The following is a 13,512-nucleotide window of genomic DNA, read 5'->3' as shown; positions in this document are numbered from 1 at the left end:
GCAAACTTTCAACCGTTGAAATTGTTAAAAATAGCTTCGGTTAAAATCAAAATATGATATTCTTTAACTATTATTTAAAGTGGTGAGGTGTTCAGGTTGCCCGATTTTTATAAACGCAACAGGCTTGTCTTTATTTTATTCGGTATCATTGTTTTTATCATGCTGGTCGGCTTGTCGCTCAGAGAGCACGAAACAACAGTGCCAGAACAGATAGCAGGGGATTCTGCAGCAGTCGGACAGCGCATTGTCAGCTATCCGATGCTCTTCATCGGCCAGAATCTCAGTAATATGGTGCATATGTGGGATGCCGTAGAAGAGAATAAGACGCTGCGGGCGAAGATACGAGGATTTAATCAGCTTGAAGCGGATAACTACCGTCTTGAGAAAGAGAACGCGGAGCTGAGAAGTTTGATGAAAACAGAAAGTATTGCGAGCTATGATCCGCAGATGGCTACTATTATCGCTCGCAATATTGATGACTGGATGAATACGTTCGTGATCAATAAAGGACAGACGTCCGGGGTCAAGGAGAACATGGCGGTCATTACGAATGAAGGCCTGATCGGCCGAATAAAAAAAGCGAATGCATATTCCAGTCAGGTCGAACTGATTTCTTCCAGCGCGAAAGCGAGCAAAATCAGTGTGACGCTGCAGAATAGCGGCAGTGAAGTCTTCGGCATGATCGATCAGTATGATGACAGCAAGGATCTGCTCGTCATTGATGATATTGAGAACAATATCAAGCTGAAGGTCGGTACAAATGTGGTGACGAGCGGACTCGGCGGCCAGTTTCCGAAAGGGATTGTCATCGGTAAAGTGAAAAAAATTGAGAATGATGAATTTGGTCTGAGTCAGATCGCCTATGTTGAGACGGCTGCCAGTCTGAAAGACCTGACTCATGTCTATATAGCGATGAAAAGTCCGGCGGCAGGTGGCAAGTGATGCAATATCTTATTATTGCAGGTATTGCAGTCGTACTGTTCTATCTGGATACATTGATCAATAGTCTCATGCCTGTCGGTTCGTTTTTTTTCACCAGTCATCTGCTGTTTATTTATCTGCTGATTCTATCCGTCTATAGGCATTCATCAGTCGCTATGACGATGGCAGTGGTCTTCGGGGTGATCTCTGATATCTATTTATCGACCATCTACGGCATTTACACATTCGGTTACATGGCATGCGTCATGCTGATGAGCCGTCTGTTTAATGTTTTCTATAAAGACACAGCGGTCATGATCAGTCTGCTGATAGGGTTTGTCCTTTTTTTTGAAGTCATCTTCTATGCAGTCTACCGCATTCTTTATTCCACTTCACATGGACTGATTTATTTTGTTTTTCATCATGGACTCCCTTCTGCAGTCATTAATTTCGTCCTGATCTATGTGCTGTTCCCGACTGTGCTGAAAATATTGAATCGCAGTGATGATTAGTATTGACTTCAAATGTGTAAGGTGTTACTATAATCAAGTTGAGTAGTTTATAGCTACATACAACCGCTCGGATAGAGGTTGAAGTGCTCCGGCCACCTGTATACGGCGTGACTTAAAATATATTAGGAGGTGCAAGTATGTTTGCTATTATCGAAACTGGTGGAAAACAATTAAAAGTAGAACAAGGTCAAGAAATCTGGGTTGAAAAATTAAACGCAGAAGAAGGCGCTACATTTACTTTTGATAAAGTTCTGATGGTTGGCGGAGAATCTGTTAAAGTGGGTTCACCTGTAGTTGAAGGCGCTACTGTTACTGCGAAAGTTGAAAAACACGGCCGTGGTAAAAAAGTAACTGTATTCAAATACAAACCTAAAAAGAACTACAAACGTAAACAAGGTCATCGTCAGCCTTACACTAAATTAACAATCGAAGCGATCAACGCTTAATGATTCATGTCACGATTGCTGTAAATGATGATGGCAGAGTCACTGACTTTGAAATGACAGGTCATGCAGACTCAGCTCCACATGGACAGGATTTGGTGTGTGCAGGTGCTTCAGCTGTCGTTTTCGGCAGTATGAATGCAGTGCTTGGACTGACAGATGAAAGACCCGATATTGATTACGCACACGACGGTGGCTTTTTCAAGGCGCGTGTGGTAGATTTGAATAACAATGAAGCGCAACTGATCCTGCAGGCGATGATTGTCTCACTCGAGACGATTGAAGCTGAATATGGTCAGTTCATCCAACTAAATTATAAGTGAGGTGTAACTCATGTTAAAATTAAACTTACAGTTCTTCGCATCGAAAAAAGGGGTAGGTTCTACACGTAACGGTCGTGACTCTGAATCAAAACGTTTAGGTGCTAAACGTGCTGATGGTCAATTCGTAACAGGTGGTTCAATTTTATACCGTCAACGCGGTACTAAAATCTTCCCTGGTGAAAACGTAGGTCGTGGCGGCGATGACACATTATTCGCTAAAATCGACGGCGTTGTTAAGTTCGAACGTTTCGGACGTGACAAAAAGAAAGTTTCAGTATACGCTGAAGCAAAATAATAAAGATTCAAGCACTAGACACTGTTCTAGTGCTTTTCTTTTTTGATGTTACTGTTCGTCCCATATAGACAGACGTGTTATAATGGGATGAGGTGGTTTGATGAAAGAACTTGATCTTTATTTAAGGGCGAAGCATGATCTCAGCAACCAGCTGCAGCTGCTCAGCATTTACTGTGAACTGGAAGATTACAGCAAAGTACAGTCAGTCGTTCAGGACTGGAGCGAGCAGTTACAGCGTGAACAGCTTTTCATTCAGCTCAGCTGGCCGCAGTTCGTCAACACAGTGGTTCATCATAAACTGACAACAGACTTCAGGTTTGATTTTCAGGTTGAAACGACAGGTAACGGTTCGCAGGATGCATGGCTGTCCGCCCAGTTTACAGCCTGGATAGAACAGGCAGAGGGCCAGCAGATCATCATTACGATTCAAGAAGAAGCAGAGCGGTATCATTTGACATTCAGTGTTGACGATGCTGCGACTGACTATTATATAGAGAAATAAAAGAGGTGTTTAAATGTTTGTCGATCAGGTCAAAATTAATTTAAAAGCGGGGGACGGCGGTAATGGTATCGTCGCTTATCGTCGTGAGAAATATGTACCTTTAGGGGGCCCGGCTGGAGGAGATGGCGGCAAAGGGGCGTCAGTGGTATTTGAAGTGGATGAGGGTTTAAGAACGCTGCTTGACTTCCGCTTTCAGCGTATGTTTAAAGCTGAGAAAGGGGAGAACGGTCAGTCCAGCAATATGCACGGCCGCGGGGCGAAAGACTTAATCCTGAAAGTACCCCCAGGCACGATCATCAAGAATGCAGAAAACGGTGAAGTGATCGCTGACCTCGTCATGCATGAGCAGCGCGCTGTTGTCGCTAAAGGTGGACGTGGTGGACGTGGCAACTCGCGTTTTGCGACAGCCGCCAATCCGGCGCCTGAATTCAGTGAGAACGGTGAGCCGGGTGAAGAACTTGAAGTCATCCTTGAACTGAAATTGATGGCAGATGTGGGACTGGTCGGGTTCCCGAGCGTCGGGAAATCCACTTTATTATCAATCGTCTCTAAAGCGAAACCGAAGATCGGTGCCTATCATTTCACCACAATCAAACCGAACCTCGGAGTCGTGCAGACTAAAGATAACCGGAGCTTTGTGATGGCGGATTTACCCGGGCTGATTGAAGGCGCGTCTGAAGGCGTAGGCCTCGGTCACCAGTTCCTGCGTCACGTTGAACGGACACGCGTCATCATTCATATGATTGATATGGGACGCACTGACGGTCGTGACCCATATGAAGACTATCTGACCATTAACCGTGAGCTGAAGAACTATAATGAAAAACTGGCTAAGCGACCACAGATCGTTGTGGCGAACAAAATGGATATGCTCGGGGCAGAGGACAACCTGGCTCTCTTCAAGGAAGAAGTCGGTGAAGAGCTTGAGATCATCGAACTGAGTGCCGCAACCTATCAGAATATCGATCAGCTGCTCTACCGGGTGGCCGATCTGTTAGACGAGACAGCAGATATGGACTTTGATGCAGATGAAGAAGATACAGGTATTCACCGTGTCCTCTATAAACACGAGAAGTCAGTGGATCATTTCGAGATTACGCGTGACGATGACGGCGCCTATGTAGTCAGCGGTAATTCTATCGAGCGAATCTTCAAGATGACGGACTTCAACCGTGATGCGGCAGTCAGACGTTTCGCGCGTCAGATGCGTTCGATGGGAATCGATGATGCGCTTCGTGAACGCGGCGCTAAAAATGGAGATATCGTCCGCATTCTCGGGGGCGAATTCGAATTCGTTGAGTAGGTGATGAAATGAGCGATGGACAGAAGTATTATTTGATCAGGGAAGATGTCCTGCCGGAATCAGTCAAAAAAACACTCAAAGTAAAAAAACTGCTGGAACGTGAGCCGCAGATATCGATATTTGAGGCTGTTAAACGCTATGATCTCTCACGCAGTGCCTATTATAAGTTCAAGGATACGATTTTTCCCGTCGAAGATCAGACGAGAGAACGCAATATCACGCTTCTCGTCCACGTCGATGACAATGTAGGACTGCTCTACCGTATACTTGAATGTATTGCGGCAGAAAAAGGCTCTGTATTGACAATCCACCAGAGTCTGCCGATCATGGAGAAGGCAACGATCACGATTTCGCTGAATGCGAGAGAGATGCAACTCACGATCAATGAACTGCTTGAGAAGCTGAAACAGATTGACGGTGTCAATCAGGTGCAGCTGCTCGGTATGAATATGTAGGAGGCACTATGTACGCTTATTTACAAGGTCAACTGACACAGATCACACCCACACATGTCATCATGGACATCGGGGGCGTCGGCTATGAGTGTCATACACCGAATCCTTATCGTCTGCAGAAATACCTGCATAAAGAGACCCGGCTTTATACGCAGCTGATTGTCCGTGAAGATGCGCATACGTTATATGGTTTCATCAGTGCAGAGGAGAAAAGTCTCTTTCTGTCACTCAACAAAGTGACGGGCATCGGTCCGAAATCGGCATTGGCCATCCTTGCGACGAGCACACCTGATGAAATCAGACGGGCTATTGAAGAAGAAAATGAAGCTTACCTCATCAAGTTTCCGGGCATCGGCAAAAAAACCGCACGTCAGATTATTCTCGACTTAAAGGGCAAACTCGTCATTACAGATGAATCAGCACTTTTCGAGGAATTCTCTGACACCGGTGCAGTTTCAGAAGCCTTACTCGCACTTGAAGCACTGGGCTATTCCAAACGGGAACTGAGGAAGGTTGAGAAAATACTGAAAGCTGAAAAAATAGAGCAAGTAGACGACAATATTAAAAGAGGACTACAGATTTTAGTTTCTTAAGGAAGTGGCTATATGGATGAACGTATGATGGATGACCACCTGATGAATGATGTTGAAGCGGAGACTGAACTGAGTCTGCGACCGCATTACCTTCATCAATATATCGGTCAGCCTAAGCTGAAGAATAATCTGGAGATTTTTATTCAGGCGGCGAAACTCCGCGAGGAAGCATTGGATCATGTCCTGCTATACGGCCCTCCAGGTCTCGGTAAGACGACGCTCGCCAATATTATCGCGAATGAGATGGAGGTCAATATCCGCACGACGTCCGGTCCTTCAATTGAACGCCCCGGCGACCTGGCCGCTATTCTTTCGTCGCTGAATGCAGGCGATGTCCTGTTTATCGATGAGATTCACAGACTGTCACGTGTCGTTGAGGAAATTCTTTATCCGGCGATGGAAGATTTCTGTCTGGATATCGTGGTCGGTAAAGGGGAGGAAGCGCGCAGTATCCGTATAGATCTGCCGCCTTTCACTTTGGTGGGCGCCACGACGCGGGCAGGTAGTCTGTCTGCACCCCTGAGAGACCGATTCGGCGTGCATTTAAGGCTGGATTACTATGACGAAGAGAGCCTGAAGGAGATCATCACGCGTACGGCCGCTGTTTTTGCTACAGAGATTGATGATGAATCAGCTGGTGAGATTGCCAGCCGTAGCCGGGGTACGCCGCGTATTGCGAATCGTCTGCTTAGACGTGTGCGGGACTTTGCGCAGGTGCAGGGTTCGGATATGATTCATATTGAGACGACGAGACAGTCACTGGATATGCTGCAGGTCGATCAGCACGGTCTCGATCACATCGACCACAAAATTATGACGGCAATCATTGAACGCTATAACGGCGGACCGGTAGGCCTTGATACGATTGCTGTCAGTATAGGCGAAGAACGTGTGACGTTAGAAGATGTCTACGAACCTTTCCTGATTCAAAAAGGTTTTCTGGAACGGACAACACGCGGCCGTGCGGCTACGCCGTTCGCTTATGAACATTTTAATTATCCGTATCGTAACGAAAAGAGGAAATAACGTGAATGTAAATGATTTTGATTTTGAACTGCCGGAAGAACTGATCGCGCAGACGCCGCTTCTTGACCGGACTTCGAGCCGTCTGATGACCTTGAATAAGGAAACGGGTGCTGTCAGTCACGAACATTTTTCTGATATTATCAGTCATCTGAATGCAGGTGACACTTTAGTGCTGAACGACACCAAGGTCATGCCGGCCAGACTATATGGCATCAAAGAAGAAACAGGCGCTAAAGTCGAGATGCTGCTGCTGAAACAAATGGCGGACAATGACTGGGAGGTCCTGATTAAGCCTGCTAAACGTGTCACAGTAGGAACAGTCGTCAGTTTCGGTGACGGGAAACTGACAGCAGTCTGTAAGGAGCTCCTGCCTCAAGGCGGGCGCATCATGACGCTTCAGTATAACGGAATCCTGCAGGAGCGGCTTGAGGAACTGGGTGAAATGCCGCTGCCGCCGTATATAAAGGAACAGCTTGAAGACCAGTCCCGCTATCAGACCGTCTATGCCAAAGCAGTCGGCTCAGCTGCGGCACCGACAGCTGGCCTCCATTTTACAGAGGACCTGCTTGAAAAGATCGCTGCTAAAGGTGTGAATATCGCCTATATCACCTTACATGTCGGGCTCGGTACATTCAGGCCTGTCAGTGTCGAAGAGATAGAAGACCATGATATGCACAGTGAATATTACGAGATGTCGCAGCAGACTGCAGATATCTTGAATCAGACACGGGAGAACGGCGGCCGCATTATTACGGTCGGCACGACTTCCACCCGGACACTTGAGACGATTGCATCGCTGCATGCTGATTTCACTGAGACTTCAGGATGGACGGATATCTTCATTTATCCCGGCTATGAGTTCAAAGGGATAGATGCGATGATCACTAACTTCCATCTGCCGAAATCGACGCTGATGATGCTGATATCAAGTCTTGCGACAAGGGAGCACGTGCTGAATGCCTATGCAGAAGCCGTCAAAGAAAAGTATCGCTTCTTCAGTTTTGGCGATGCGATGTTTATTTATTAAAGGAGAATATTATGCCAGCAGTAACTTATGAACATATTAAAACTTGTAAACAATCAGGGGCGCGTCTAGGGATCGTCCATACCCCTCATGGTTCTTTTGAGACACCGATGTTTATGCCTGTCGGTACACAGGCGACTGTTAAAACAGTAAGTCCGGAAGAACTGCATGCGATGAATGCAAAAATCATCTTGAGCAACACCTATCATCTCTGGCTGCGTCCGGGAAGTGATATTATCCGTGAAGCAGGTGGACTGCATCAGTTTATGAACTGGGACGGACCGATATTAACAGATTCGGGCGGCTTCCAGGTCTTCAGTTTAAGCGATATGCGTAAGATTGAAGAAGAAGGGGTTCATTTCAGACATCATCTGAATGGTTCTAAGTTGTTCCTGAGCCCTGAGAAAGCGATGCAGATCCAGAACGATCTCGGTTCTGACATCATGATGGCGTTTGACGAATGCCCGCCGATGCCCGCTGAATATCAGTACGTCAAAGATTCAATAGAAAGAACCTCTCGCTGGGCTGAACGCTGTCTGAAGGCACATAACCGACCTGAAGATCAGGCGCTGTTCGGCATCATCCAGGGGGGCGAATATGAAGACTTGCGTACGCAAAGTGCGAAGGACCTCGTGTCACTTGATTTTCCGGGCTATGCAATCGGCGGACTGTCTGTCGGTGAACCTAAGCCTATCATGTATCGCATGCTTGAACATACCACTCCGCTGATGCCGTTCAATAAACCCCGCTATCTGATGGGTGTCGGTTCACCTGATGCCTTGATTGAAGGCGCGATACGCGGCATTGATATGTTCGACTGCGTCCTGCCGACACGTATCGCACGCAATGGCACCTGCATGACTTCAAAAGGCCGTGTAGTGGTGAAAAATGCGAAGTACGAACGGGATTTCACGCCGCTTGATGAGAACTGTGACTGCTACACCTGCAAAAACTATACGAAGGCTTATATCAGACATCTGATCAAGGCAGATGAGACATTCGGTATCCGTCTGACCTCTATTCATAACCTGCATTTTCTCTTGAATATGATGGAACAGGTGCGTGAAGCGATTCGTAACGACCGCCTGCTGGACTTTAAAGAGGAATTCTTTGAGAGCTATGGCCTGAACGTCGAAAATCCAAAAAACTTCTAGGAGAATAAAGATGAACGAAAACTTACAGATGATTTTAGTCAACATTCTGCCGCTGCTGGCCATCATTGTGATCGGTTATTTTGCGATGGTCAGACCGCAGCAGAAAAGAAATGAAAAACAGAATCTGCTGATCAACGGTCTCAAGAAAGGAGACCGGGTGGTGACGATCGGTGGCATCCACGGCACCGTTAAAGCAACTGATACCCAGACGGTGACATTACTGGTCGGACGGAACCAGGAGCTGACTTTTGATAAGCAGGCCATCAAAGATAAACGTCCTTCTTAATCTATGATATGATGATGTCAGTATTTATATAAAGAGGTGAAATTGTGAAAAAGAGAAGTAGACTCGTTGCTTTTCTGCTGATTGCTATTCTATTGTTCAGCTTAATCGGTGGCACCGTGCAGAAAGTGATGAAAGACGTCAATCTTGGGCTCGACCTGCAAGGTGGTTTTGAAGTGCTGTATCAGGTCAAACCACTTGATAAAGGTGACAAGATTGATGAAGAGGCTGTTAAAGCGACCAGTAAAACATTAGAATCCCGTGTCAATGTGCTCGGTGTATCGGAGCCGAAAATTCAGATTGAAGAAGGCAACCGTATCCGGGTTCAGCTGGCGGGTGTCAAGAATCAGAATGAAGCCCGTAAAATTCTATCGACCAGTGCGAACTTAACGATTCGCGATGCGAACGATAAGCTTCTCCTGTCCGGAAAGGATTTAGTTCAAGGGGGCGCAAAGCAAGGCTTTAAGCAAGACACGAATGAAGCCGCCGTTTCACTTAAACTTAAATCTGCCAGCAAGTTTAGGGAAGTCACTGAAAAAGTCTTTAAGATGACACCGAATGTCATGGTCATCTGGATGGACTTTGAGGAAGGGAAAGACAGCTATAAGAAAGAACTGCAACGCGAGCAGGAAGGTAAGCAGCCGAAATATGTCAGCGCTGCTTCAGTGGAACAGCCGATCAATTCTGAAAATGTTGAAATCTCAGGTGGTTTCGCAGGTCAGGACGGCTTGCTGCGTGCCAAGCAGATCGCTGACTTACTGAACTCAGGGTCATTACCTGTCAAGCTTGATGAAGTGTATTCTACTTCTGTAGGCGCTCAGTTCGGACAGGATGCCTTACACAAGACCTTGTTAGCCTCAGCAGTAGGGGTCGGCCTGATCTTCTTATTCATGCTCTTCTACTACAGACTGCCGGGCCTGATTGCGGTCATCACGTTATCAGCATATATTTACTTGACCATGCTGGCGTTTAACATGATTAACGGCGTTCTGACTCTGCCGGGTATTGCGGCGCTCGTGCTGGGTGTCGGGATGGCAGTTGACGCCAATATCATCATGTACGAACGAATTAAAGATGAGCTGAGGATCGGGCGCAGTCTGAAACAGGCTTACCAGAATGGGTCACAGTCATCATTTCTGACTATCTTTGATGCCAACATCACGACTGTCCTGGCAGCGCTTGTTCTTTTCTTCTTTGGGGTCAGCAGTGTCAAAGGTTTCGCGACGATGCTTCTGCTCGCTATCCTGATGAGTTTCATCACCTCAGTCTTCTTTACAAGGCTGCTGATGTCTCTTGTCGTCAACTCCAATTTCTTTAACAAGCACTTCAGCCTCTTCGGTATCAGTCCGAAACATCGTCATGACCTGTCTGAAGGCTATGATATTCACGATCTACACACAGTCTGGGACCGCATTGATTTCATGAAACTCGCAAAGCCATTACTGATGCTCTCGCTTGCTTCGATTATACTGGGCGTGATTGCACTGTCAGTATTCAAGCTGAACCTGGGGATTGACTTCACGCAAGGGTCTCGTGTCGATGTGAAGAGTGAACAGGCTATCAATGTGGAGACGCTGGAGAAGGACCTGCAGACCATTGATTTAGCGGATGGCACCATTACATTGTCCGGAGCCGATAAAAAGACAGCGGTCGTCCAGTATAAAGAACCTCTGACAAAAACACAGATTGATGACCTGAAGAATGTGATCGATGATAAGTATGGCTTTGAGCCGAACGTCAATACAGTATCACCGGTCATCGGTAAGGAACTGGCTAAGAATGCGATGCTTGCGACACTTATCGCATCGATCGGCATCATCATTTATGTGACATTACGTTTCGAGTGGCGCATGGGTCTGACTTCTGTTCTAGCCCTGCTGCATGACGCTTTTCTGATCATTGCCGTCTTCAGCTTGATCAGACTGGAAGTGGATATGACCTTTATCGCAGCTGTACTGACGATTATCGGTTACTCAATCAATGACACCATCGTCACGTTTGACCGTGTGCGGGAGAATCTGCATAAGATCAAAGTCATCACCGCACCGGAACAGATCGACAGAATTGTCAACAGCTCTATTAGACAGACAATGACGCGTTCGATCAACACCGTACTGACCGTTATCATTGTGGTCGTCGCCCTGATTTTCCTCGGTGCTCCGAGCATCTTTAACTTCTCTGTCGCGCTCTTGATCGGTTTAGTGTCAGGGGTCTTCAGCTCAATCTTTATAGCTGTGCCGTTATGGGGCATCTTGAAGAAGCGTCAGCTTAAAGCGAGCGGCGGACAACTGACTGTCTATACGGAAAAACCTAAAAACGATGAGAAGATTTACGTCTAATCTTCTCTGATCAGCAGACCTTCCTCAGGTCTGCTTTTTCTATTGAATTTCATTTTTAATGGGAAAAAGGTATAATATAACGGTTAGGAGGATGACCTGGATGGCTAAACAATGGCTCTTAAAAGAAAAAAAGGCGGAACTGGATTCTGCGCTTGCTAAAGAATTCAAAATACCGCCTCTGCTTAAGGAGGTACTTGAGGCACGTCACATCACCACTCGGGAGGAGCTCGAGACTTGGTTTGATGAGAGCGACTTGGCCGACCCTTTTCTGATGTATGATATGGAGAAGGCAGTTTCAAGGATAAAGCGTGCTGTGGAAGAAATGGAACCGATCATGGTCTATGGTGACTACGATGCTGACGGTGTGACAAGTGTGACCATTCTGATGGCAGCACTTGAGGAGATCGGCGCCATGGCCGACTTCTATATCCCGAACCGCTTTACAGAAGGTTACGGCCCGAATGCCGAGGCGTTCCGTTCTTTTGCCGATGATGGGGTCGGACTTATCATTACAGTCGATAATGGGGTGAAGGGCCATCATGAAGTGGAGGTGGCTAAGGAGCTGGGCATCGATGTCATTATTACAGACCACCATGAAATAGGTGAGTCACTGCCGGATGCCTATGCGGTGATTCACCCCGCTCATCCAGACGGTAACTATCCTTGCCCTTATCTTGCCGGTGCCGGTGTGAGTCTGAAGCTTGCAACGGCACTGACCGGCAGAACTGAGCCGAGCCTGATCGGCTTTGCTGCGATCGGCACGGTCAGTGACCTGGTGCCCCTGACCGGGGAGAATAGATGGCTCGTCAAGAAGGGGCTGGAGGCGCTGAATCAGTCATTACCGGTCGGTGTCCGTGCACTGCTCTCTCAGGCCTCTCATCAAGGTGAGGTGACAGAAGAGACGATCGGTTTTATCATCGGTCCGCGCCTGAACGCAGTCGGTCGGCTGGAAGATGCACGACCCGTTGCCGAACTCTTAATGGAGCAGGACCCGGCCTATGCAGCCGAGCTCGCTGGAAGTGTTGATGCCTATAACATCAAGCGTAAGACTGTCGTGCAGGACATCACTGAAGAAGCACTCGCACAGGCAGCGGACAAAGTGGCGCAGGGGCTTAATTTTCTCGTGATTACCGGCGAGAACTGGAACGAAGGTGTACTGGGTATTGTCGCTTCCAGGATTGTCGAACAGTATTACAGGCCTACTATTGTCCTGAACCTCGGGGCTGATTATGCGAAGGGCTCTGCCAGAAGCATCGTCCAGGTGTCGATGTTTGATTATCTGACCGCGCAGGAAGCACTGCTCTCTAAATTCGGCGGCCACCATATGGCGGCTGGGCTGACGATGCCGCGGGAAAATATCGCTCAACTAGAACAGGCACTGAATGACCTGATTGAAGAAGAAGGGGAGCTACAGCCGATTCTTGAAGTGGATGCGGAAGTCGGTATGGCCCATGTGACGGCTGATGCTATCAGGCAGCTGGACAAACTGAGACCCTTTGGCACAGGCAATCCGCAGCCCATCTTTAAACTGAGTGATCTGACGGTTACGCAGAACAAGGCCATTGGACAGCAGGGGGCCCATATGAAGATGATGCTCGATGACTCATTGACAGCTTTGAAATGGTCAGGCGGCCACTATGTTCATGACTATCCGGTTGATACAGTCGTGGATGTCTGCGGCAAATTTCAGTTGAATGAATGGAATGGTCATGTCACACCTCAGATGATTCTCGAGGATGTCAGAACAGATAATGTGCGCTACATCGATTATCGCAATCAGCATGCCAGCCGTTTTGCCTTTCTGAAGGATGAGGACGTGATCTATCTTATCAATCCGAATCGTCCGAGACAGAATGAACATTATTTTTACTATGGCGATAATCTGTCAGGGCATGATAAAATTGTGCTGAGAGATCTGCCGGAGGATTTAACCGCCTTCAGTGAATCGATGAAATCTGCAACTGCCAAACAGATTTATGTGATCTTTCATTCAGCAGTACAAGTCTACTTTGACGGGATGCCGAGTCTGGATAAGTTCAGGCAGCTTTATAAAATCTTGTTCAAAGGACCGGTCAACCTAGTCCAGCAAGGGGTCTCCATCTGTCAGACGCTCGGCGTATCACCTGATTCGCTGAAGTTCATGATAGAAGTCCTGAAGGAGCGGGGGCTGGTGCATGAAGAGGGCGGCCTTCTTGTCGTCAACAAGGAAGCGGGAAAAGTAGATATGCAGGCTTCACCTGTCTACAGAGCCCGTCATGCCCAGCTGGCACGTGAGCAACAACTGCTTTATTCTTCATTTGATAGTATCAAGAATCTAATTAATGACAAAATGTTCTAGT

15 protein-coding genes and 1 other annotated feature are annotated in these 13,512 nt (G+C 47.3%); all 15 genes read left to right on the top strand.

The genetic code is table 11. From position 1 onward, the window contains the following. Positions 1–96 precede the first annotated feature (96 nt). Positions 97–942, top strand: coding sequence for a rod shape-determining protein MreC (gene mreC / locus QSV55_RS07000; protein WP_289649618.1), 846 nt, complete (start codon positions 97–99; stop codon positions 940–942). Further along, on the top strand, positions 942–1,433 hold the full coding sequence (mreD, locus tag QSV55_RS06995; RefSeq protein WP_133450863.1) for a rod shape-determining protein MreD: 492 nt from the start codon (positions 942–944) through the stop codon (positions 1,431–1,433). Before mreC ends, mreD begins: the two co-directional genes overlap by 1 nt. Before the next feature lie 51 nt (positions 1,434–1,484). Further along, positions 1,485–1,556: a sequence feature (ribosomal protein L21 leader region), on the top strand. 14 nt (positions 1,557–1,570) lie between these two features. Beyond that, positions 1,571–1,879, top strand: coding sequence for a 50S ribosomal protein L21 (gene rplU, locus QSV55_RS06990; RefSeq protein WP_133431692.1), 309 nt, complete (start codon positions 1,571–1,573; stop codon positions 1,877–1,879). Then, positions 1,879–2,199: a ribosomal-processing cysteine protease Prp gene (locus tag QSV55_RS06985; protein WP_133450862.1), complete on the top strand. Its 321-nt coding sequence runs from the start codon at positions 1,879–1,881 to the stop codon at positions 2,197–2,199. Before rplU ends, QSV55_RS06985 begins: the two co-directional genes overlap by 1 nt. A gap of 10 nt (positions 2,200–2,209) precedes the next feature. Next, positions 2,210–2,494, top strand: a complete 285-nt coding sequence (gene rpmA / locus QSV55_RS06980) for a 50S ribosomal protein L27 (protein WP_133417306.1) — start codon at positions 2,210–2,212, stop codon at positions 2,492–2,494. Positions 2,495–2,594: 100 nt separating this feature from the next. Continuing rightward, entirely contained in the window at positions 2,595–2,996 is a 402-nt protein-coding gene (locus QSV55_RS06975; protein ID WP_133450861.1) for a Spo0B domain-containing protein, read from the top strand. A 13-nt stretch (positions 2,997–3,009) separates the two neighbouring features. Next, entirely contained in the window at positions 3,010–4,299 is a 1,290-nt protein-coding gene (obgE, locus tag QSV55_RS06970; RefSeq protein WP_133450860.1) for a GTPase ObgE, read from the top strand. 8 nt (positions 4,300–4,307) lie between these two features. Beyond that, entirely contained in the window at positions 4,308–4,754 is a 447-nt protein-coding gene (locus tag QSV55_RS06965; protein ID WP_133450859.1) for an ACT domain-containing protein, read from the top strand. Positions 4,755–4,762: 8 nt separating this feature from the next. Further along, positions 4,763–5,347: a Holliday junction branch migration protein RuvA gene (gene ruvA / locus QSV55_RS06960; RefSeq protein WP_289649617.1), complete on the top strand. Its 585-nt coding sequence runs from the start codon at positions 4,763–4,765 to the stop codon at positions 5,345–5,347. A gap of 12 nt (positions 5,348–5,359) precedes the next feature. Continuing rightward, positions 5,360–6,373 (top strand): Holliday junction branch migration DNA helicase RuvB, encoded by a 1,014-nt coding sequence (gene ruvB / locus QSV55_RS06955; protein ID WP_133450857.1) that lies wholly within the window; start codon positions 5,360–5,362, stop codon positions 6,371–6,373. A gap of 1 nt (position 6,374) precedes the next feature. Next, positions 6,375–7,400: a tRNA preQ1(34) S-adenosylmethionine ribosyltransferase-isomerase QueA gene (gene queA, locus QSV55_RS06950; protein ID WP_289649616.1), complete on the top strand. Its 1,026-nt coding sequence runs from the start codon at positions 6,375–6,377 to the stop codon at positions 7,398–7,400. Positions 7,401–7,411: 11 nt separating this feature from the next. Continuing rightward, entirely contained in the window at positions 7,412–8,551 is a 1,140-nt protein-coding gene (gene tgt / locus QSV55_RS06945; protein WP_133450855.1) for a tRNA guanosine(34) transglycosylase Tgt, read from the top strand. A 10-nt stretch (positions 8,552–8,561) separates the two neighbouring features. Further along, positions 8,562–8,837, top strand: coding sequence for a preprotein translocase subunit YajC (gene yajC / locus QSV55_RS06940; protein WP_133450854.1), 276 nt, complete (start codon positions 8,562–8,564; stop codon positions 8,835–8,837). A gap of 44 nt (positions 8,838–8,881) precedes the next feature. After that, complete coding sequence (secDF, locus tag QSV55_RS06935; protein ID WP_289649615.1) at positions 8,882–11,173, top strand: protein translocase subunit SecDF; 2,292 nt, start codon at positions 8,882–8,884, stop codon at positions 11,171–11,173. A gap of 100 nt (positions 11,174–11,273) precedes the next feature. Then, entirely contained in the window at positions 11,274–13,511 is a 2,238-nt protein-coding gene (recJ, locus tag QSV55_RS06930; RefSeq protein WP_289649614.1) for a single-stranded-DNA-specific exonuclease RecJ, read from the top strand. The last annotated feature ends 1 nt before the right edge of the window (position 13,512 follow it).

This window comes from Macrococcus bovicus (assembly GCF_030376725.1).
GTDB lineage: Bacteria > Bacillota > Bacilli > Staphylococcales > Staphylococcaceae > Macrococcus > Macrococcus bovicus.
The sequence above is the reverse complement of the archived record's forward strand: the minus strand, read 5'-3'. Positions and strand labels throughout refer to the sequence as shown.

Bases quoted from the DNA above. Each gene is read 5' to 3' on its own strand.
- mreD (WP_133450863.1), top strand. From the start codon at position 942: ATGCAATATCTTATTATTGCAGGTATTGCAGTCGTACTGTTCTATCTG.
- rplU (WP_133431692.1), top strand. From the start codon at position 1,571: ATGTTTGCTATTATCGAAACTGGTGGAAAACAATTAAAAGTAGAACAA.
- QSV55_RS06985 (WP_133450862.1), top strand. From the start codon at position 1,879: ATGATTCATGTCACGATTGCTGTAAATGATGATGGCAGAGTCACTGAC.
- rpmA (WP_133417306.1), top strand. From the start codon at position 2,210: ATGTTAAAATTAAACTTACAGTTCTTCGCATCGAAAAAAGGGGTAGGT.
- QSV55_RS06975 (WP_133450861.1), top strand. From the start codon at position 2,595: ATGAAAGAACTTGATCTTTATTTAAGGGCGAAGCATGATCTCAGCAAC.
- obgE (WP_133450860.1), top strand. From the start codon at position 3,010: ATGTTTGTCGATCAGGTCAAAATTAATTTAAAAGCGGGGGACGGCGGT.
- QSV55_RS06965 (WP_133450859.1), top strand. From the start codon at position 4,308: ATGAGCGATGGACAGAAGTATTATTTGATCAGGGAAGATGTCCTGCCG.
- ruvA (WP_289649617.1), top strand. From the start codon at position 4,763: ATGTACGCTTATTTACAAGGTCAACTGACACAGATCACACCCACACAT.
- ruvB (WP_133450857.1), top strand. From the start codon at position 5,360: ATGGATGAACGTATGATGGATGACCACCTGATGAATGATGTTGAAGCG.
- tgt (WP_133450855.1), top strand. From the start codon at position 7,412: ATGCCAGCAGTAACTTATGAACATATTAAAACTTGTAAACAATCAGGG.
- yajC (WP_133450854.1), top strand. From the start codon at position 8,562: ATGAACGAAAACTTACAGATGATTTTAGTCAACATTCTGCCGCTGCTG.
- recJ (WP_289649614.1), top strand. From the start codon at position 11,274: ATGGCTAAACAATGGCTCTTAAAAGAAAAAAAGGCGGAACTGGATTCT.